Source organism: Klebsiella sp. V115_8, assembly GCF_029967715.1.
Classification (GTDB): Bacteria; Pseudomonadota; Gammaproteobacteria; order Enterobacterales; family Enterobacteriaceae; genus Klebsiella; species Klebsiella quasipneumoniae.
On sequence record NZ_JASCAR010000037.1, the window covers coordinates 32178 to 51317 of the forward strand.

20 protein-coding genes are annotated in these 19140 nt (G+C 58.8%); 9 read left to right on the top strand and 11 right to left on the bottom strand.

Annotated features, from left to right (window positions below):
- Positions 1-7 precede the first annotated feature (7 nt).
- The gene (locus QLG03_RS17055) at positions 8-1606 is read right to left on the bottom strand and encodes an ABC transporter substrate-binding protein (RefSeq protein ID WP_023289890.1); all 1599 of its coding nucleotides are present in this window, start codon (positions 1604-1606) and stop codon (positions 8-10) included.
- Between the two features lie 269 nt (positions 1607-1875).
- Here QLG03_RS17055 and QLG03_RS17060 point away from each other — a divergent pair, with 269 nt between their 5' ends.
- On the top strand, positions 1876-3309 hold the full coding sequence (locus QLG03_RS17060) for an aldehyde dehydrogenase (RefSeq protein WP_255987699.1): 1434 nt from the start codon (positions 1876-1878) through the stop codon (positions 3307-3309).
- A 13-nt stretch (positions 3310-3322) separates the two neighbouring features.
- Here the strand turns inward: QLG03_RS17060 and QLG03_RS17065 are convergent, their stop codons facing one another.
- Both QLG03_RS17065 and QLG03_RS17070 read right to left on the bottom strand, forming a co-directional pair.
- Positions 3323-4072: an alpha/beta hydrolase gene (locus tag QLG03_RS17065; protein ID WP_255987701.1), complete on the bottom strand. Its 750-nt coding sequence runs from the start codon at positions 4070-4072 to the stop codon at positions 3323-3325.
- Positions 4073-4160: 88 nt separating this feature from the next.
- Entirely contained in the window at positions 4161-4334 is a 174-nt protein-coding gene (locus tag QLG03_RS17070; RefSeq protein ID WP_008804686.1) for a GhoT/OrtT family toxin, read from the bottom strand.
- Positions 4335-4529: 195 nt separating this feature from the next.
- Between QLG03_RS17070 and yncL the strand changes: the two genes are divergently transcribed.
- Positions 4530-4622 carry a stress response membrane protein YncL gene (gene yncL / locus QLG03_RS17075; RefSeq protein WP_002906891.1) on the top strand — a complete coding sequence of 31 codons (93 nt, stop codon included), beginning with the start codon at positions 4530-4532 and terminating at the stop codon, positions 4620-4622.
- A 51-nt stretch (positions 4623-4673) separates the two neighbouring features.
- Here the strand turns inward: yncL and QLG03_RS17080 are convergent, their stop codons facing one another.
- Positions 4674-4925, bottom strand: a complete 252-nt coding sequence (locus QLG03_RS17080) for a hypothetical protein (RefSeq protein ID WP_032453085.1) — start codon at positions 4923-4925, stop codon at positions 4674-4676.
- Positions 4926-5411: 486 nt separating this feature from the next.
- On the opposite strand from QLG03_RS17080, the gene QLG03_RS17085 reads away from it, so the two are divergent.
- Positions 5412-5534 (top strand): small membrane protein, encoded by a 123-nt coding sequence (locus QLG03_RS17085; RefSeq protein ID WP_004175940.1) that lies wholly within the window; start codon positions 5412-5414, stop codon positions 5532-5534.
- 341 nt (positions 5535-5875) lie between these two features.
- Here QLG03_RS17085 and patD read toward each other — a convergent pair whose 3' ends face one another.
- The 6 genes from patD to QLG03_RS17115 form a co-directional block, all read right to left on the bottom strand.
- Positions 5876-7303, bottom strand: a complete 1428-nt coding sequence (patD, locus tag QLG03_RS17090; RefSeq protein ID WP_241514929.1) for an aminobutyraldehyde dehydrogenase — start codon at positions 7301-7303, stop codon at positions 5876-5878.
- Positions 7304-7325: 22 nt separating this feature from the next.
- Positions 7326-8132, bottom strand: a complete 807-nt coding sequence (locus tag QLG03_RS17095) for an ABC transporter permease (protein ID WP_180265645.1) — start codon at positions 8130-8132, stop codon at positions 7326-7328.
- On the bottom strand, positions 8122-9051 hold the full coding sequence (locus QLG03_RS17100; protein ID WP_004202776.1) for an ABC transporter permease: 930 nt from the start codon (positions 9049-9051) through the stop codon (positions 8122-8124). Before QLG03_RS17100 ends, QLG03_RS17095 begins: the two co-directional genes overlap by 11 nt.
- Position 9052: 1 nt before the next feature.
- Positions 9053-10066, bottom strand: a complete 1014-nt coding sequence (locus QLG03_RS17105; protein WP_255987710.1) for an ABC transporter ATP-binding protein — start codon at positions 10064-10066, stop codon at positions 9053-9055.
- A 16-nt stretch (positions 10067-10082) separates the two neighbouring features.
- Positions 10083-11228: a putative ABC transporter substrate-binding protein YdcS gene (gene ydcS / locus QLG03_RS17110; RefSeq protein WP_110243329.1), complete on the bottom strand. Its 1146-nt coding sequence runs from the start codon at positions 11226-11228 to the stop codon at positions 10083-10085.
- Positions 11229-11533: 305 nt separating this feature from the next.
- The gene (locus tag QLG03_RS17115; protein ID WP_032453089.1) at positions 11534-12946 is read right to left on the bottom strand and encodes a PLP-dependent aminotransferase family protein; all 1413 of its coding nucleotides are present in this window, start codon (positions 12944-12946) and stop codon (positions 11534-11536) included.
- Between the two features lie 720 nt (positions 12947-13666).
- Here QLG03_RS17115 and QLG03_RS17120 point away from each other — a divergent pair.
- The 5 genes from QLG03_RS17120 to QLG03_RS17140 all read left to right on the top strand — a co-directional run bounded on the left by QLG03_RS17120 (position 13667) and on the right by QLG03_RS17140 (position 16963).
- On the top strand, positions 13667-15064 hold the full coding sequence (locus QLG03_RS17120) for a cytochrome ubiquinol oxidase subunit I (protein ID WP_004202782.1): 1398 nt from the start codon (positions 13667-13669) through the stop codon (positions 15062-15064).
- Entirely contained in the window at positions 15064-16074 is a 1011-nt protein-coding gene (gene cydB, locus QLG03_RS17125; RefSeq protein ID WP_023289897.1) for a cytochrome d ubiquinol oxidase subunit II, read from the top strand. Before QLG03_RS17120 ends, cydB begins: the two co-directional genes overlap by 1 nt.
- The gene (locus QLG03_RS17130) at positions 16074-16199 is read left to right on the top strand and encodes a DUF2474 domain-containing protein (protein WP_117136107.1); all 126 of its coding nucleotides are present in this window, start codon (positions 16074-16076) and stop codon (positions 16197-16199) included. Before cydB ends, QLG03_RS17130 begins: the two co-directional genes overlap by 1 nt.
- Positions 16200-16295: 96 nt before the next feature.
- Positions 16296-16580, top strand: a complete 285-nt coding sequence (locus QLG03_RS17135; protein ID WP_117136105.1) for a hypothetical protein — start codon at positions 16296-16298, stop codon at positions 16578-16580.
- Positions 16581-16729: 149 nt separating this feature from the next.
- Positions 16730-16963, top strand: coding sequence for a DUF2554 family protein (locus QLG03_RS17140; protein WP_032428865.1), 234 nt, complete (start codon positions 16730-16732; stop codon positions 16961-16963).
- 12 nt (positions 16964-16975) lie between these two features.
- On the opposite strand, the gene QLG03_RS17145 is transcribed toward QLG03_RS17140, so the two are convergent.
- Complete coding sequence (locus tag QLG03_RS17145) at positions 16976-18937, bottom strand: U32 family peptidase (protein WP_032453092.1); 1962 nt, start codon at positions 18935-18937, stop codon at positions 16976-16978.
- Positions 18938-18970: 33 nt separating this feature from the next.
- Here QLG03_RS17145 and QLG03_RS17150 point away from each other — a divergent pair, with 33 nt between their 5' ends.
- Positions 18971-19138 (top strand): hypothetical protein, encoded by a 168-nt coding sequence (locus tag QLG03_RS17150; RefSeq protein ID WP_032429169.1) that lies wholly within the window; start codon positions 18971-18973, stop codon positions 19136-19138.
- Positions 19139-19140 lie beyond the last annotated feature (2 nt).

A 19140-nucleotide genomic window follows, 5' to 3' on the forward strand; every position in this document is an offset into this window, starting at 1 on the left:
CTTTCACTTAATTCAGCTTCGCTTTGGAAAAATCGCTCCCCATCATGCTCACAGTGTAGCCGCTGACGTTGCTGCGGGTGGCATAGAAGGTCTTGCCGGTCGCCAGGGTGATCCACGGCGCCTGCTGGTAAAAGATCTCTTGCGCCTGTTCGTAGAGTTTGGCGCGCGCCTGCGGATCGCTCACCAGCAGAGCTTTCTTCACCAGCGCGTCATACGACTTATCGCACCAGCGGGCGGCATTAGAGCCGGTCTGGATATTATCACAGCTGAGCAGCGTGCCGGCAAAGTTGTCCGGGTCGCCATTGTCTGACATCCAGCCGTACAGCGCGCTGTCGTGTTCGCCTTTACGCATGCCGGCCAGGTATTCGCCCCACTCATAGCTGACGATCTTCGCTTTCACCCCGACTTTCGCCCAGTCGTTTTGGATCATTTCAGCAATGCGTTTTGAGTTCGGGTTGTAGGGCCGCTGAACCGGCATCGACCACAGGGTCACTTCCGCCCCTTGCTCCAGACCCGCCTGTTTGAGCAGCGCCTTCGCTTTCTGCGGATCGTAGTCGTAGTCCGGGAGGTCTTTTTTATACCCGAGCATGGTGGACGGGATCGGCGACTTCGCCACCGTACCGGAATCGAGGAACACCGCCCTGACGATGGCCTGTTTGTCGGTGGCGTAGTTTAACGCCTGGCGCACCAGCACATTATCAAACGGTTTTTTCTCGGTGTTGAATGCCAGATAGCCGACGTTCAGCGCCTCGACGGCGTGCAGCGTCAGATCGTTATTGCCCTTGATCACCGGGAACTGTACCGGCGAAGGCGCCGGAATAATCTGGCACTCGTTAGTCTGCAGTTTAGCCAGTCGGGTCTCGACGTTCGGCGTGATGGAGAAGATCAGGTGCTTCGTCGGCACCTCGCCTTCCCAGTAGTGGGGATTGGCGATATAGCGGATTTGCGAATCCACTTTATACTGCTGCAGAGCATAGGGTCCGGTGCCGACAGGCCAGTTATCGACGTTTTCTGGCGTTCCTTTCTTCAGCATCGCCTCGCCATATTCCGCCGACAGAATAGAGGCGAAGTCCATTCCCCAGTCGGCAAGAAACGCCGCGTTCGGCTGATTGAGCACAAACTGGACGTGATAGTCATCGACCTTTTTCACCGACTTAATCAGCTTATCGAGGCCCACGTCGTGGAAGTACTCATAGTTCCCCTGCGACACCTTGTGATAAGGATGCTGAGGATCCATCTGGCGCAGTACCGAAAACAGGACGTCGTCGGCGTTAAAATCGCGGGTCGGTTTGAAGAATTTATTGCTGTTGAACTTCACCCCCTGACGCAGCGTGAAGGTCCAGGTTTTGCCATCTTCAGAGACGTGCCACTCGGTGGCCAGCGACGGGATCGGCGTGTTCTTCACCGGGTCAAAGGTGACCAGGCGGTTATACAGCACCTGCGAGCTGGCGACGAACGACGGGCCGGAGCTGGCGATCTGCGGGTTGAAGGACTCCGGGGAGGCCTCTGAGCAATAGACCAGCGTGTCATTGCCCGCGGCCCATGCGGCGCTGGCCGGCAGCAGCGCGCTCAGCAGCAGCGCCAGCGTGGTTTTCCCTGTAGACATGGTTATAAGTCCTGATTATTGATTATAAGAACCGTAATAACAGCACAGCCCCTGGCCCCCGGCAAATAATCAATGGCTATCACCTTATGCCAATCGCGCTGAATTTGCTGGTTTAATCGGCGTCGCGCTGCTTTTTGCGCCAGGTACGGTTGGGATGTTGTGAGCTACGCACAATTCCGGCAAAAAAATGTGCGATAACCGCCCCGCTCACGCTCGCCGCCAGCCGCGACCGGTACACTGGAGGAACCGCAGAATAAGAGGTTACCTCCATGACAATCACCTGCAATCTGTACATTGCCGGCCAGTGGCACGATGCCGAAGACCGTCGGACCTTTACCCGGCGCCACCCTGCCCACGATGACGTCGCCTCGGTTGCCGCTGCCGCCAGCCTCGCCGACGGTAAACGCTGCGTCGAGGCCGCGGCCAGCGCCTTCCCGCAGTGGCGCGATACATCCCCGGCGGAACGGCGACGCTTACTGCTCGACGCGGCGGAGCATATGCTGCTGCGGGAAGCTAAATTTATCGCCGCCATGGCGGCGGAGACCGGCGCCACCGCCCACTGGGCGGGATTTAACGTCCATCTGGCGGCCGATATCCTGCGCGAAGCGGCGGCGCTGACCACCCAGATCGAAGGGCAGATCATTCCATCCAACGTGCCGGGCAATCTGGCGATGGGGGTCCGCCAGGGTGCCGGCGTGGTGCTGGGCATGGCGCCGTGGAACGCGCCGCTGATCCTTGCCACCCGGGCGCTGGCGACGCCGCTGGCCTGCGGCAACACGGTGATCCTCAAGGGCGCTGAGCTCTCTCCGGCTACACAAGGATTGATTATCGACGCCCTCGACGCGGCGGGCTTCCCGCCGGGCGTGGTGAACTATCTCACCTGCGCGCCTCAAGACGCGCCGGCGCTGGTGGAGTCGCTGATCGCCCATCCGGCGGTGCGGCGCGTCAACTTTACCGGCTCCACGCCGGTGGGGCGGATTATCGCCCGCACCTGCGGGCAGTATCTGAAACCGGCGGTGCTGGAGCTCGGTGGCAAAGCGCCGCTGCTGGTCCTCGACGATGCCGACATTGAGCAGGCGGCGGCGGGCGCCATTTTTGGCGCCTTCGCCAACGCCGGACAGATCTGCATGTCCACCGAGCGCATTATTGTCGACAACGCCGTGGCGGAGCGCTTTATCCCTCTGCTGACCAGGCGCGCCGCTTCTCTCCCCGCCAGCCTGACCGGCCCGGTGGTCGACATGAACACCGTCACCCGCTGCAACGCGTTAATCGACGATGCCATAGCCAGAGGCGCCCGCCTGCTGACCGGCGGCAAAGCCAGCGATACCCACATGGCGCCTACCTTGCTGGACGGCGTCACCCGCGAGATGCGGCTGTGGAACGAAGAGTCCTTCGGCCCGGTAAAAGCGATTATTCGCGTTAATAACGATGAAGAGGCGCTGGCGGTAGCCAACGACAGCGACTATGGCCTTTCCGCTGCGGTCTACAGCCGCGACAGCGCCAGAGCGTGGAACCTGGCGCAACGTCTGCAAACCGGCATTTGCCATATCAATGGCCCAACCGTTCATGATGAAGCGCAAATGCCGTTTGGCGGCTGTAAAGCCTCCGGCTATGGCCGGTTCGGCGGCCGGGCCGGGATTGCGGAATTTACCGAGCTGCGCTGGATAACGCTCCAGACCCAGCCTCGCGAACTGCCATTCTGACGCTGACTTCCCCTTAGCCGTGGCTGGCGATGAGCTGCGCCAGCCCTTCCGGGTTTTCCCACGCCATGGAGTGCCCCGCGTGGGGCACAATCCCGACCGGGATCCCTTGCGCCTCTACCCGTTCGATATCCGCATAAGGGAGCGACTGCTCGCCGACGATCAGCATCTTCTGACAGCGCAGCTGGCAGAGCTGGGTAAACCAGGGGGTGTCGCTGCCGTGTATCAGGCTGCTGGCGGCTCGCCAGACGGCCCAGGGGGCGCTGTTTTGCAAACAGCCGGCCCAGGGCGAGCGCTCTTCCGCCAGCATCCTGGCGTAACCTTCGGCGATAAAGGCCGCCTCTGACTGCGCCGCTATGCGCCTGCTGTACTCGCCGCCTCCGGCGACCAGGTTGGGTTCAGAAACCAGCAGCGTCGTCACCCGCTCCGCCAGCAACCCTGCCGCTTCGATGGCGATGCTTCCCCCCATGCTATGCCCGTACAGCGCGAAGCGCTGCAGGCGCAGGTGGTCGAGGACTTGCTCCACTCCTTGCGCTTGTCTATGTATGTTGTAACTAAAGTCGTGCAGTTTATCGCTGTAGCCGAAGCCCGGTAGATCGATAAGTATTTTACGCCGCCCGTTGAGCGCGGGGGCGCTGGCGACGCGGGGGTAGTCGTAAGATGACGCGCAGCCGAGGCCGTGGATAAACACCAGCGGAAGCCCCTCTCCCGGAAGATCGAGCCAGCGCAATGTGGCGCCTGCGACGGACGAAAAGAAACCGTTCACCTGTTTGCCTCCATGATAAGGTTACTGTGTTTTTATACAGTAACCTTATCCTTGCCGCCACCCTTTTCTGTCGTCCGCCGCCGGAGCGTTAAAACAGCGAGACGAGTAGCGCCATCGGGAAGCTGAACGGCCAGGTGGCGCCGATCAACAGGGCCGCCAGCAGGCGGATCACCCGGCTCTCTTTGGTTAAAAACCAGCTAATTACGGCGCAGATCACGCCCATAATGGCGTAAAACACCAACATTTTTTGATATAACGTCATTCTTCGTTTTCCTTCCCTGAGGAGCGTTCCATGGTGGGATAATTATCTGCCATGACGTCGTGATTCAGAGATACCTGTATAACAAATTCAGAATCGGGCTGAATATTCAGAACAAAGCCCGATTCGTCTTAATCCGATAGCGCAACCGCGCCCGCCGTACTATACCTTTAGGGACTTACTCATTAAGGTGGCGTTATGGATGTCTCCAGCAAGACCGTCGTTATGATTAATGTCTGCGCCGCGTTCGCGCTTATCAGCCTGCTGTCGGTGAGATTTGGCTGGTTTTAATCATTTTACTCAGCAACGAAACCTAAAAAAGCAGCCCTCTGGGCTGCTTTTTTACGTGCGGAGGCTCGCGCCTATATTAGGGTCATAAACAATACGGGCTGAGTGGCCTGCGAAAATAACCTTGTTTAGCGCAGGGTTATAATGAGGCAAAACATTCACTTTCTCACTATCCCATTCGGCGGCGGCGCAAACGGCCTGCCCCACTCCCGCGCTCTCACAGCCCTGAATACGTTTTGCCGGCGCGTTACCATAGCTCAGCGCCACGGTGCCGACAGCCAGCAGAATAAAAGCAAAAATTTTCACAGCGACATCAACGTTAAAACCGAATATGCGTGAAATGATCGCATGAGCGGCGGCGGAAAGTCAAACCCGGGAGCATGCGCCACCGCGCTGGCGCGTATGGCGGATTGACGCGCCGGTTATTAAATATTGCGAATAAATATTACCCGTTAACCGTAAATATAAAAGCCTTATTTATCGTCGTGAAATAGTTTCTGTTCAGCGCAATCTGATTCGTCTGATAAAGATAATATTTCACCAATCGCAAACCAAAAGATTATCGCGCGTTGGCCGAAAATGCGATATACCGCGCAGGCGCTGGATCTTAATAAGATAAAAGGCGGCTACAAGCCGTTGTAACTTAACCTTTTCATGTCAGGCCTCGCTGGCGAGGGCCCCAATAGCGCTAAATGACAACAAATATCATTTGCCTTCTCTTCAGAGAATACTTACATTCATAACTATTGGTAATGTTTTTAGCGCTGTGCGCTTTTCTATTTCGAGGTGGATATGTCCGGAATCATCACCCTGGTCATCGCGCTGATCCTGCTGGTCGCGGCGGTGTATAATCTTATTTCCTATATACGGGACCGTCGCAGCGCCAGCTTGCCGAGCAAAAAAACCAAGCGCTGAACACGGTTAACGCGATTTCCTTCCTGCGCCAGCATCACTGGCATACTCCTCTTCCTGGCTTAGTGCAGACATAAAAAAAGCCCCTGCCATCAGGCAGGGGCCGGTATTGGGTCGCAAACCGCGACGTTGCCGCCTCACCCACCGGGCGCGACGCGCCCAGGGTGACTGGCGAACCCCATCCGGCGCTTATCTCCGGCACTCACGATGGCTTAGCTCTTGAAGGGGTATCAGAATAATCTCACATTCCCCGCCGCGAGTTTTAACCATTTTTGCCATCGTGACTATTAGCGAACTAACACACCCATTGCGTAATCATTCGTTGCCGCTTATGGGTCAATCCGTTAGCCATGTTTAACCATCACATGGCGGACCACGGTGTAATCCTCAAGGCCATACATCGACATGTCTTTCCCATAGCCCGACAGCTTCTGACCGCCATGCGGCATTTCACTCACCAGCATAAAGTGGGTATTGACCCAGGTGCAGCCGTACTGCAGCCTGGCGCTGAGCCGGTGGGCGCGGCCAACATCTTTCGTCCACACCGAAGAGGCCAGACCATACTGGGAGTCATTTGCCCAGCTCAGGGCCTGCGCTTCATCGCTGAAAGGCGTCACGCTGACCACCGGGCCAAACACTTCGCGCTGCACGATGGCGTCTTCCTGCCGGGCGCCGGCGAGCAGCGTCGGCTGGAAATAATAGCCCGCGCCGTCCGCCCGATTGCCGCCGGTCACCACTTTAATATGCGGTAGCGCCTTTGCGGCTTCCACCGCGGCGCTAACGCGCTCAAGATGGGCCAGCGAGCTCAGCGGTCCCAGCTCGGTGGCGGCATCCTCCGGCGCCCCCATTTTCAGGCTGGCCACCGCCGCCCCGAGCTTCTCCACCAGCTGCTCATAAATACCCTGTTGGGCGTAGATCCGGCAGGCGGCCGTACAGTCCTGGCCGGCGTTGTAAAACCCGAAGGTCCGAACGCCATCCACCACCGCATCGATATCCGCGTCGTCAAAGACGATGACCGGCGCCTTACCGCCCAGCTCCATATGGGTACGTTTAATCGACGAGGCAGTATGGCCGATGATATGCGCGCCGGTGGCAATCGACCCGGTCAGGGAAACCATTCGCACTTTCGCGTGGGCGGTCAGCGGATCGCCCACCGTTTTGCCACGGCCGAACAGTACGTTGACCACCCCTTCCGGGAAAATATCTTTTGCCAGCTCTGCCAGCTTCAGCGCCGTCAGCGGGGTGATCTCGGAGGGTTTTATCACCACGCAGTTACCTGCCGCCAGCGCCGGGCCCAGCTTCCAGGCCGCCATCATCAGGGGATAGTTCCACGGCGCGATGGAGGCCACCACGCCCACCGGGTCGCGACGGATCATCGAGGTATGCCCTTCCAGATACTCTCCGGCCGCCATTCCCGGCAGGCAGCGGGCGGCGCCGGCGAAAAAGCGGAAAACGTCCGCAATGGCCGGCATCTCATCGTTAAGCACGCAGTGCAGCGGCTTGCCGCAGTTCAGCGACTCCAGCTGCGCCAGGGTCTCCGCCTGCGCCGCGATGGCATCCGCCAGCTTCAGCAGACATTCCGCGCGCGTTTTCGGCGTCGTCTGGCTCCAGGCGTCGAACGCCCGATCCGCCGCCTCAACGGCGGCATCCACCTGGGCCGCTGTCGCTTCGGCAATCTCCAGGATCACATCGCCGGTCGCAGGGTTGTATACCGGCACCTTCTCGCCTTCACCTACCACTAACTTACCGTTTATCAAGAGGTTGTGTTGCATAGCATTATCCTGTTTCATGGTTTTATTTCCCGTTTCCGGCGACGTTCTCGCCGTCGCGGGTGAGCCACCAGGCCCCTAAGATTGGTATCGTTGTTACCAGCATCACCAACAGCGCGACAACGTTGGTGACGGGCACATCTCGCGGCCGCCCCAGCTGATTCAGTAACCACAGCGGCAAAGTTCGCTCATGCCCCGCGGTAAAAGTCGTGACGATGATTTCATCAAATGACAGGGCGAATGCCAGCATCCCGCCCGCCAGCAGCGCCGATCCCAGATTGGGCAGCACCACGTAGCGAAAGGTCTGCCAGCTGGTCGCCCCCAAATCCATCGAGGCCTCCACCAGGCTCCAGGAGGTCCGGCGGAAGCGGGCGATGACGTTGTTAAACACCACCACCACGCAGAAGGTCGCGTGCCCCACCACGATGGTCAGCAGACCAGGCTCAAGGCCGACCGCTTTAAAGGCGGTCAGGAGCGCCAGGCCGGTAATAATCCCCGGCAGGGCGATGGGCAGCAGCAGCAGTAGCGACACCGCGTTCTTACCAAAAAAGGTGCTCCGCCACAGGGCTCCTGCAGCAAGCGTGCCAAGCACTAAGGCGATGGCCGTCGACAGGGCGGCAATTTTAAGTGACAACGTCACTGCCTCCAGAATATCGCTGCGCCCTGCCGCCTCGCTGAACCAGCGCAGCGTCAGCCCCTGCGGCGGAAAACTGAAGGCGGCATCTTCCGTATTAAAAGCATAGATGGCGATGATCAGCAGCGGAAAGTGGAGAAAGACCACCCCGCCCCATGTCGCCAGTTTCAGATACCAGGGTGCGCGTTCAGAGTGCATCGAAGGCTCCCAGACGTTTCACGAACGCCAGATAAAGGGCAATCAGCACGATCGGCACGAGGGTAAACGCCGCCGCCATCGGCATATTGCCGATCGCCCCCTGCTGCGAGTAAACCATATTGCCGATAAAGTACCCCGGCGGGCCGACCAGCTGCGGCACGATAAAATCGCCCAGCGTGAGCGAAAAGGTGAAGATCGACCCGGCGGCAATCCCGGGAATAGCCAGCGGCAGGACCACGTAGCGGAAGGTCTGCCGCGGGGCGGCGCCAAGATCGGCCGAGGCCTGCAGCAAAGAGCCAGGGATACGCTCCAGCGCCGCCTGCACCGGCAGGATCATAAAAGGCAGCCAGATGTAGACAAAGACCAGGAAGCGTCCGAGTCCGGAGGTGGATAAGGTGTTGCCGCCCACCGCCGGGACGGTCAGCAGAGCGTTCAGCGCCCCTTCCAGCCCGAGATGGCCGAGAAACCACTGCGCCACGCCATCTTTGGCTAACAGCAGCACCCACGCGTAGGCTTTGACGATATAGCTGGCCCACATCGGCAACATGACCGCGATATAAAAGAAGGCCTTCATTTTGCCGCTGGTGTAGCGCGCCATATACCAGGCCATCGGCAGCGCCAGCAGAGCACTGGCCAGCGTCACGCACAGCGCCATGACCAGGGTGCGAACGATAATGTCGTAGTTGGCAGGGTTGAACAGCGCCTGCAGATTGGCCAGCGTGAAGTCGCTGGTCACCGACATGGTGAAGTCGTCAAAAGTATAGATACTCTGCCACAGCAGGGTCAGCAGCGATCCCAGATAGACGATGCCAAACCACATCAACGGCCCAAGCAGCAGCAAAAACAGGCCCAGCGCCGGCCGGCGCCAGAAGATCCCCGATACGCGTCCGGCCTGCGCAGGAACAATCGCCATGGTCATCTCAGCCTCCGCTTTCCAGCGGAGTCATCGCCGCGCGCGACCATGACGCCTGCACCGTTTGCCCGGTTCGCGGAACGCTCGCCGCCGCCGCGCCGTCGATATTGGCCTGGCTGACCAGCAGCTTGTCGCCATCCGCCAGCCGGAGCTCGATCCGCGTTGCCGCCCCCTGATACTGTACCGCCTGCACCACGCCCTGCACCTGCACTTCGCCGCCGCCCTGCAGGCGAACATGTTCCGGGCGCAGCGACCAGCAGCCCGCCAGGCCGCATAGCCGCCGGGCCGGCTCGGCCTCAAAGACGTTGGCGGTGCCGACAAAACCGGCGACAAAGGCAGTCTTCGGATGCAGATAAAGATCCTGCGGGGCATCCACCTGCTCAATGCGCCCGTTGTTAAACACCGCCACGCGATCGGACATCGACAGCGCTTCGCTCTGGTCGTGGGTGACGAAGATGAAGGTGATCCCCAGCGACTGCTGCAGCTTTTTCAGCTCCACCTGCATCTGCTCGCGCAGCTTTAAATCCAGGGCGCCCAGCGGCTCGTCGAGCAGCAGCACCCGCGGCTGGTTCACCAGCGCCCGGGCGATGGCGACCCGCTGCCGCTGACCGCCAGAGAGCTGGGAGGGCTTGCGATGGTGCGCAAAACCGAGGGCCACCTTCTCCAGCGCCTCCTGGGCGCGGGCATGGCGCGCTTTCTTCGCCACGCCTTTGACCATCAGGCCGTAAGCGACATTGTCGAGGATCGACATATGGGGAAACAGCGCATAGTCCTGGAACACGGTATTGACGTCCCGCTGCCAGGGCGGCAGCTCGCTGGCCGGCTGACCGAAGATCCGGATGGTGCCGCCGGAGAGCTGCTCAAAACCGGCAATCAGCCGCAGGCAGGTAGTTTTCCCCGAGCCCGAAGGTCCCAGCATGGAGAAAAACTCGCCGTCGCGGATACCAATGCTGACCCCGTCCACCGCCCGCACATCGCCATACAGGCGCGATACATTCTGAAACTCGACCGCGTACGTCATTGTTTGCCTCCGATCCTTAGCGGCCGCCCATTATCGCAATGTAGTCCTGCGTCCAGCGGCTGTAGGGAACGTATTTCCCCCCCTCGGCAACCGGCGTTTTCCAGAAGTGGATGCGGGCAAACTGGTCATAGCCGTTGGTCTCACAGCCCTTCTCTCCGAGCAGCGCGCTGGCTTTACAGCCCTCAGGCACCACCGGCAGCGAGCCGAACCAGGCCGCTACATCGCCCTGCACCTTCGGCGTGAGCGACCAGTTCATCCATTTATAAGCGCAGACCGGGTGCTTCGCCTCGCTGTGCAACATGGTGGTATCCGCCCAGCCGGTCACCCCCTCCTTCGGAAATACGGTAGCGATAGGCTGGCCTTCCGCCTTCAGGCCGTTGGCCTGATAGGGCCACGAGCTGGAGGCGGCCACCCCTTCGTTTTTGAAGTCGTTCATCTGCACGGTGGCGTCATGCCAGTAGCGGTGGATCAGCGGTTGCTGGTCACGCAGCACCTTCAGCACCGCGTTGTACTGGGTTTCGGTCAGTTGATAGGGATCTTCGATCCCCAGCTGCGGTTGGGTGGCTTTGACAAACAGCGCGGCGTCGGCGATATAGATCGGGCCATCATAGGCCTGCACCCGCCCCTGATTGGTTTTGCCATCCGGAAGATCCTGCTTCACGAAGACCACGCTCCAGCTGTCCGGCGGCGTCGGGAATACGCGGGTGTTGTACATCAGCAGATTCGGTCCCCACTGATACGGCGTGCCGTAAACTTTGCCCCCGACGTTAAACCATGCCCCTTGCGCAATGCGCGGGTCGAGAGTGTGCCACCCGGCAATCAGCGCTGTGTTAATCGGTTGAACGCGTTTGCCCATGATCAGACGCAGCGAAGCATCGCCCGAGGCAGTCACCAGATCGTAGCCGCCCTTGGCCATCAGGCTAACCATTTCGTCAGAGGTGGCGGCAGTTTTCACATTAACCTGACAGCCGGTCTCCTTTTCAAACTGGCTGACCCAGTCGTACTGCTTGTCGGTCTGACCGCGTTCGATATACCCCGGCCAGGCAATAATATCCAGCCGCCCTTCCGGTTTATCCAGCGAGGTGAGTGGCTCAGCCGCCTGGACGGTCAGGCAGGCCATCCCCAGCACATAAAGGCTGCAACGGGCCAATTTTTTGCTCATCAGGTGTTACTCCTGTCACAAGGAAATTAGCGGCAGCCGTGCCGTAAAAATATCTCCTGAAATAAGGGTAGTCAGCGGATTAACGCCCTCGGGGGAATTTATTCAGGTTGTGACCCGGGACGCATTACGCAAAAATCGCCAACACAAGACTGACTTTATGGATTATAGACAACGAGTTAGAGAAAAAGGAGGGGTATGCGTATTTCCTATGGTGAGTGCCGGTAAAATAATGACCGGCCTCGATAAAAATCCATCTTCGTTTATTTTTAGCGATTGTTTATCGCGGCGAATAATAGCCAAAGCGATCAGGAAAGCTGCTCACGAATTAGCTCGCCCAGGCGCTTCACCCCCTGCTCTTCGCGTTCTCCCCAGCCCCAGGCGGTATTAAAGCGGAAAAACGAGGTCCAGCTGGCGGAGGTGGAGAACATTTTTCCCGGGGCGATGCTGATGTGCGACGCCAGCGCCCTGGCGCTCAGCACGCTGGCGTCGGCCCCTTCCGGTAGTTCGATCCACAGAAAATAGCCGCTGTCGCTGTGATGGATAGTGACCTCCGGCGGCAGATGGCGCAGCAGCGCCTGCCAGGCCTGCTGTTTACGTTCCGCCAGCTGGCGACGGAGACGGCGCAGATGGGCGTCATAGCGTTTGGTCGACAGGTAATCCACCAGGGCTAACTGCATCGGCGAGCTGGTGGAGAGCGTACTCATCAGCTGCAGCTGCTGGATCCGCCGCGCCTGTTTCCCGGCCGCCACCCAGCCGATGCGAAAGCCGGGCACCAGACATTTTGAAAACGAACTGCAGTGCAGCGTCATATCCTGTTGATCCCAGAACTTCGCCGGCAACGGCTTCTCGCGGCCAAAGTAGAGCTCGCTGTAAACATCATCTTCAATCAGCATCACGTCATAGCGCGCCAGCAGCGCCACCAGCGCTGCTTTTTTTTCGGCGCTGAGGGTGAAGCCGAGCGGGTTCTGGCCGTTGGTCATCAGCCAGCAGGCCTTGACCGGATAGTTTTGCAGGGCCGCCTCCAGCGCCGTCAGGTCAATGCCCTCTTTGACGTCGGTGGCCACCGACAACGCCTTCAGACGCAGCCTCTCCAGCGCCTGCAGGGCTCCGTAGAAACAGGGATTTTCCACCACCACCCAGTCGCCGGGCTCGGTCACCGCCTGCAGGCTGAGGTTTAGCGCCTCCAGCGCTCCGGCGGTAATGACGATCTCGTCGGGCGAGACGTTCATCCCCTGCAGGGCATAGCGCCGGGCAATGGCGTGCCGTAGCTCCGCGTTGCCCGGCGGCAGGTTCTCAATCACGCTCATGGCGGTGGCGGTTTTACTCACCTGCGCCAGCGAACGGTTAAGCTGCTGGAGTGGAAAGAGACGCGGGTCCGGGAAGGCCGAGGCAAAGGGCAGCATTGACGCCTGGCGGCTGGCCTGGAGCACCTCAAAGATGTAAGTATTGATATCTACCGCTTCATCGCGGGTCACCTGAGCAGGCGGCGCCGGCTGACGAAGCTTCACCGGCTGGGGGGCGACGTAATATCCCGACTGCGGTCGGGCGACGATGCGCCCCTGGCTTTCCAGTAGCTGATAGGCATGGCTGACGGTCATAAAGCTCATGCCGCTGCTGACCACCTGCTCGCGCAGCGAGGGGAGCCGATCGCCCGGCAACCAGACGCCAAGCGCGATCTGGTCGGTCAGCTGCTGCGCCAGCTGTTGATACTTTTTCATTGTCACCCTTTCCTTGCTGCAACCTCCCTTTATCATATATCAGTTGTTATAAATTAACACTTTTAAGTAACTGTTATGTAAAACAGCGCAACCAGGTCACACAGAACGCCCGCTGGAAAGGTTCACGAGAAAATTGTCCAAAAAAACGATATGATGCATAACCAAAAAATGAACATGATACCGATGGTAATACATAAGCTATGTAATCCTTTTTCTGACATGACCATTCCCTTTTATTGATATCCTGAGAATAAAATACAAAGCGCGGCTAAACACGACAATTTAAAATTATTTAATTCATAATTAACTGCCTCATACTTTTTACTGATTCTCATACTAACAAACGTGTGCAGACGTTAAATTCATTAATAAAGAACAGATAATAAAATGCTATATCTGTCGTAATCAGAGGATATTACTCACAAAAATTCAACGACCGCGCTTTCCCGCGCAGCTACAGGTCTAAGCTGATCCGTAAGGCTACGATAATACAGTGAAAATAGATTATTAATATTTTCCTGGCCAACAATCTGGCTTTGCTTTCAGCGTTAAAAATGACGCTTTTCACCCGGGGATTTCCATGTTGGCGGTCCCCGGAGACAGGCAAAAAGATCATAACAGCCGCCAACTGTTATGATAAAAAATGAACCGACTGCCTCTGCCCCCTTGCCGCCATCCTGCCTAAAATTGCGCTGAATCAATTTTGTTGTGGAGTCCTGCATGTTCGGTCTTGATGCATTCCATCTGGCGCGAATTCAATTCGCCTTTACGGTCTCGTTTCATATTATCTTTCCCGCCATCACCATTGGCCTGGCAAGCTATCTGGCGGTTCTCGAAGGCCTGTGGCTGAAAAGCAAAAATCCCACCTGGCGCTCGCTGTACCATTTCTGGTCGAAGATCTTCGCCGTCAACTTCGGTATGGGAGTGGTGTCCGGGCTGGTGATGGCCTATCAGTTCGGCACTAACTGGAGCGGTTTTTCGCAGTTCGCGGGCAGCATCACCGGCCCCCTGCTGACCTATGAAGTCCTGACGGCGTTCTTTCTGGAAGCCGGTTTTCTCGGGGTCATGCTCTTCGGCTGGAACCGCGTGGGGCCGGGGCTGCACTTTTTCGCCACCTGCATGGTGGCGCTGGGGACTATCATCTCGACCTTCTGGATCCTCGCTTCCAACAGCTGGATGCAGACCCCGCAGGGGTTTGAGATCGTCGATGGCCAGGTGGTGCCCGTCGACTGGCTGGCGGTGATCTTTAACCCGTCGTTCCCCTACCGCTTGCTGCACATGACGGTGGCGGCATTTCTCAGCAGCGCGCTGTTCGTCGGCGCCTCGGCGGCCTGGCATCTGCTGCGCGGCAATCAGTCGCCAGCGATCCGCAAGATGTTCTCCATGGCGCTATGGATGACGCTGCTGGTCGCGCCGGTCCAGGCGCTGATCGGCGATATGCATGGCCTGAACACCCTGAAACACCAGCCGGCAAAAATCGCCGCCATTGAGGGCCACTGGGAAAACCCGCCCGGCGAGCCGACGCCGTTACTATTGTTTGGCTGGCCAGATATGGAACAGGAGCGCACCCGCTACGGGCTTGAGATCCCGGCGCTGGGCAGTCTGATCCTCACCCACAGCCTGGATAAACAGGTGCCGGCGCTGAAGGAGTTCGCCCCTGAGGATCGGCCAAACTCCACCGTGGTGTTCTGGTCATTTCGCCTGATGGCTGGTCTCGGCATGCTGATGCTGCTGCTCGGGGCGCTGGCCCTGTGGCTACGCCGCGGCGACCGGCTGTACCACTCGCGGCCGTTTCTGCGCTTTGCCCTGTGGATGGGCCCCTCAGGACTGATTGCGATTCTCGCCGGCTGGGTGACCACCGAAGTGGGCCGCCAGCCATGGGTGGTGTATGGCGTTCAGCGCACCGCCGAGGCGGTTTCCGCCCACGGCGATCTGCATATGTCGGTCAGTTTGTTGACCTTTATTGTGGTTTACAGCGCCGTCTTCGGGGTCGGCTACAGCTACATGCTGCGCCTGATCCGCAAGGGGCCGCAGGAGGTGCAACCCGCGACAACCGGTACGCCAGCCCGCCCGCTGTCCGCCGCTACTGAAGGTTATCTGCAGAAGGAGTCCCGCTAATGGGTATCGAATTATCGGTGATCTGGTTCGTGATTATCGTCTTTGCCACGCTGATGTACATCGTCATGGACGGCTTTGATCTGGGCATTGGCATGCTGTTCGGCACGGTCCGGGGCAGCACAGAGCGCGACGTGATGGTGAACAGCGTCGCCCCGGTATGGGATGGCAATGAGACCTGGCTGGTGCTGGGCGGCGCCGGTCTGTTTGGCGCCTTTCCCCTCGCCTACGCGGTGATAATCGACGCCCTGTCGATCCCCCTGACCCTGATGCTGATCGGCCTGATCTTCCGCGGCGTGGCCTTTGAATTTCGCTTCCAGGCCACGCCGTCGCACCGGCCATTCTGGGACCGCGCCTTCTTTGGCGGTTCCCTGCTGGCGACCTTCAGCCAGGGCGTGGTGGTCGGAGCGGTGATCGACGGATTTACCGTCAGCGGTCGCGCCTTCAGCGGCGGCATGTTTGACTGGCTGACCCCGTTCAGCCTGTTTTGCGGACTCGGGCTGTGCGTGGCCTATGCGCTGCTCGGCGCTACCTGGCTGGTGATGAAGAGCGAAGGCGCGCTGCAGCAGCGGATGCGCAGCGCGTCGCGACAGTTGCTGGTTGCCCTGCTGGCGGTGTTTGCCGTCATCAGCCTGTGGACGCCGCTGGCGCACCCGGCGATCGCCGCCCGCTGGTTCAGCCTGCCGAATCTCTATTTCCTGCTGCCGGTGCCGCTGCTGGTGCTCCTGATTAGCGCCTGGCTGTGGCGCACACTGCCTCTGCACGACCGCCATGTCTCGCCTTTCACCCTAACGCTGGGCCTGGTGTTTCTCGGCTTTAGCGGCCTGGGGATCAGCATCTGGCCGCATATTATTCCGCCATCGATTACCTTGTGGCAGGCCGCCGCCCCGCCGCAAAGCCAGGGCTTTATGCTGGTGGGCGCGCTGCTGATTATTCCGGTTATTCTTGGCTATACCTGCTGGAGCTATTACGTGTTCCGCGGCAAAGTCCAGCCAGGGGAGGGTTATCATTGATGAAAACCATCTGGTCGAAACGTCTGCTGTGGCTGATCGCGCTGTGGGGAGGCAGCGTGCTGACGCTGGCCGCCATCAGCCTGCTGTTTCGCCTGCTGATGACCGCCGCAGGTCTTAAAGTTTGAACCAGGATGCAGAGAAATCGGGATCCGGAGTTCTCCATCTTGTCTTCACTTTTACCTGCTGAAATACGCGGACACATCAGAAGAAAGGATATTGCTATGAAGAAGTTAGCTTTACTGTCTGCCGCGATGACGCTGGGAATATCGTCATGGGCTTTCGCTGCCGACAACCCGCCGCCGCCGCCAGAAAAAAGCGCGCAGCATCAGGGTAAATCGGCGGCGAAAAACGGCCAGCACGACGGTAAGCAAGCGCAACACAACGGCAAGCAGCCTCGGCATGATGGCAAGCAGCCGCAACGAGACGGCAAACAACCGCAGCATGGTGGTAAGCAGCCGCCAAAAGGCGGTGAGCACAGCGGGAAACCACGGCCGCCAAAAGCGTAATCCCTCACGCCTGGCCTTCTACGCCAGGCTTTTTTCACCCTCTTTCAGCAGACATTGACAAACCCTTGCCCTTCTTTGATAAACCGGGAAAAAAACCTGCACAGCGCCTGGCATAGTAAGCCCACGCCATTGATTCACAGAGAAAAGGTATGTTGAGGAGAAGCATGAGCGCCCTGCTGTTGCTGTGCGCGCTTTTTTCCGGGCATCTGCTAGCCCACCGTCAGGGGCACGATTACTTTCCGGTACAGAGCCTCGAGCAGCAGCTGCTGCACGAGGCGGATAGCGATGAGCTTCGCAGCCGGTGCGAAGAGAACGCCGCCGACCTGCGCGAGCATCACCGCTGGCAGGACGCCCGCAAACCGCGGGCATCACACAGCCAGTAGCGTCGCCGCGGATCAGGCCCCTTTGCGCTTCGGCAGGGTCTTCATCAGCTCGTCCGGGCTGACGGAGGCCACGATGCTACCCGGGTGCGGCATTTTGAGGATATGGTTTTTGATCTTGCCGACCACGTGCATTTCGCACGGACGGCAGTCAAACTTCAGGGTCAGCACTTCATCGCCATGGATCAGCTGCATCGGCGTGGCTTTCCAGCTCTTGATGGAGCCTTTCGCCTGTTTCGGACAGAGATTGAAGGCAAAGCGCAGGCAATGTTTAGTGATCATCACCGGCACATCGCCCTTCTCTTCGTGCGCTTCATAGGCAGCGTCAATTAGCTGCACGCCATAGCGCTGGTAGAACGCCCGCGCCTTGTGGTTATAGACGTTGGCGAGGAAGGAGAGATGGGTCTCCGGGTAGACCGGCGGCGGCACAGAGACCGGCTTACGGGTACCGCGCTGCCAGGCGTTGAGCCGCGCGTCATCCAGCATTTCGGCCGTTTCACGCCGCAGCTGGTTGAGCAGGCTGTTGGGCACAAACAGCGGCGGCAGATTGACCTGCACCTCGCGCGCATAGTAAATGGTTTGCCCCAGTTTTGTGACACCGTCACGCAGGTTAGCCAGCGCTTTCTCCGCCTGGTTAGCTTCGGCGAACTCCCCGTCAAGGGTGTGGGTCACGCTGACGCCATCTTCACAGGTCATGGTGAGAACCAGCTGCTCCTGCCAGCCGCTTAGGGTGACGTCTACGGCGATGCGGCGTTCGCTGGAGGTCTTCAGCAGCGCCTGCTGCCAGTTGTGATCAAGGTTGCGGTTGAGCGCCTGATGCGGGCGCACTTTGTGCAGATCCGCAGGCATCTCGTTCGGCCACACCCGATAGCGATTTTCGCCGGTTTTTTCCACGGTATTGGCGCGGAAGCCCACCACTTCACGCTTAATCATCACGTTAAGGCCATCGCCGTTGGTTAACGGTTCGCTGACCTCAACGTCGAGATGGTCTTTACCCACCTTCAGCACTTCGCCCACTGGCAGTCCGATAAATTTTGGCGAATCAAAGGCGCCGATATCGCCTTTACGGGCATTAACGAAGTAATCGGTGCTGCCGCGGTGGAAGGTTTTATCGGTGGACGGGATAAAGAAATGCTCGGTGCGCCCTGCCGAGGCGCGCGCGAGATCGCCGCGGTCTTCAATGATGGCGTCCAGCATCTGGCGGTAGTGAGCGGTGATGTTTTTCACGTAGCTCATGTCTTTGTAACGGCCTTCGATTTTGAAGGAGCGCACCCCGGCATCGATCAGCGCCGCCAGGTTGGCGGTCTGGTCGTTGTCTTTCATCGACAGGAGATGTTTTTCATAGGCCACCACTCGCCCCTGATCGTCCTTCAGGGTATACGGCAGGCGGCAGGCCTGCGAGCAGTCGCCGCGGTTGGCGCTGCGTCCGGTCTGGGCATGGGAAATGTAGCACTGGCCGGAATAGGCCACGCACAGCGCGCCATGGATAAAGAATTCGATGGTGGCGTCAGTATTATCGTAGATGGCTTTGATTTGACTGAGGTTCAGCTCGCGCGCCAGCACGATCTGGCTGAAACCGGCGTCTGAGAGAAACTTTGCTTTCTCCACGCTGCGGATGTCGCACTGGGTGCTGGCGTGCAGCTCGATCGGCGGCAGGTCCAGCTCCATGATCCCCATATCCTGGACAATCAGCGCATCGACGCCCGCGTCGTAGAGATCGGTAATCAGCCGCTGCGCCGGCTCCAGCTCATCGTCATGCAGAATGGTGTTCAGCGTCACAAAGACCTTGGCGCCAAAGCGATGGGCGAAAGGCACCAGACCGGCGATGTCGCTCAGGCTGTTGCTGGCGTTGTGGCGGGCGCCAAAGCCAGGTCCACCGATATAAACGGCGTCGGCGCCGTGAAGGATCGCTTCGCGAGCGATACCGGCGTCGCGGGCAGGACTAAGAAGTTCAAGACGATGATTGTGCAGGCGCATACGCGTGTTGTTATCCAGTATAAGGGGGTCGAAATGGCGGCTATTGTAGTCAGAACCGGGCGCAGACGAAAACCTTTTCCGCCGTCGCGGGACGACGAATTTTCAGTTTTCAGCAAAGTATTGAAGGAAAAGATATTTCCCTCAAATCACCGTACAGAGTACTGTCATCACGTATTCCGGATTTTCCTCGTCACGTTGTGAGT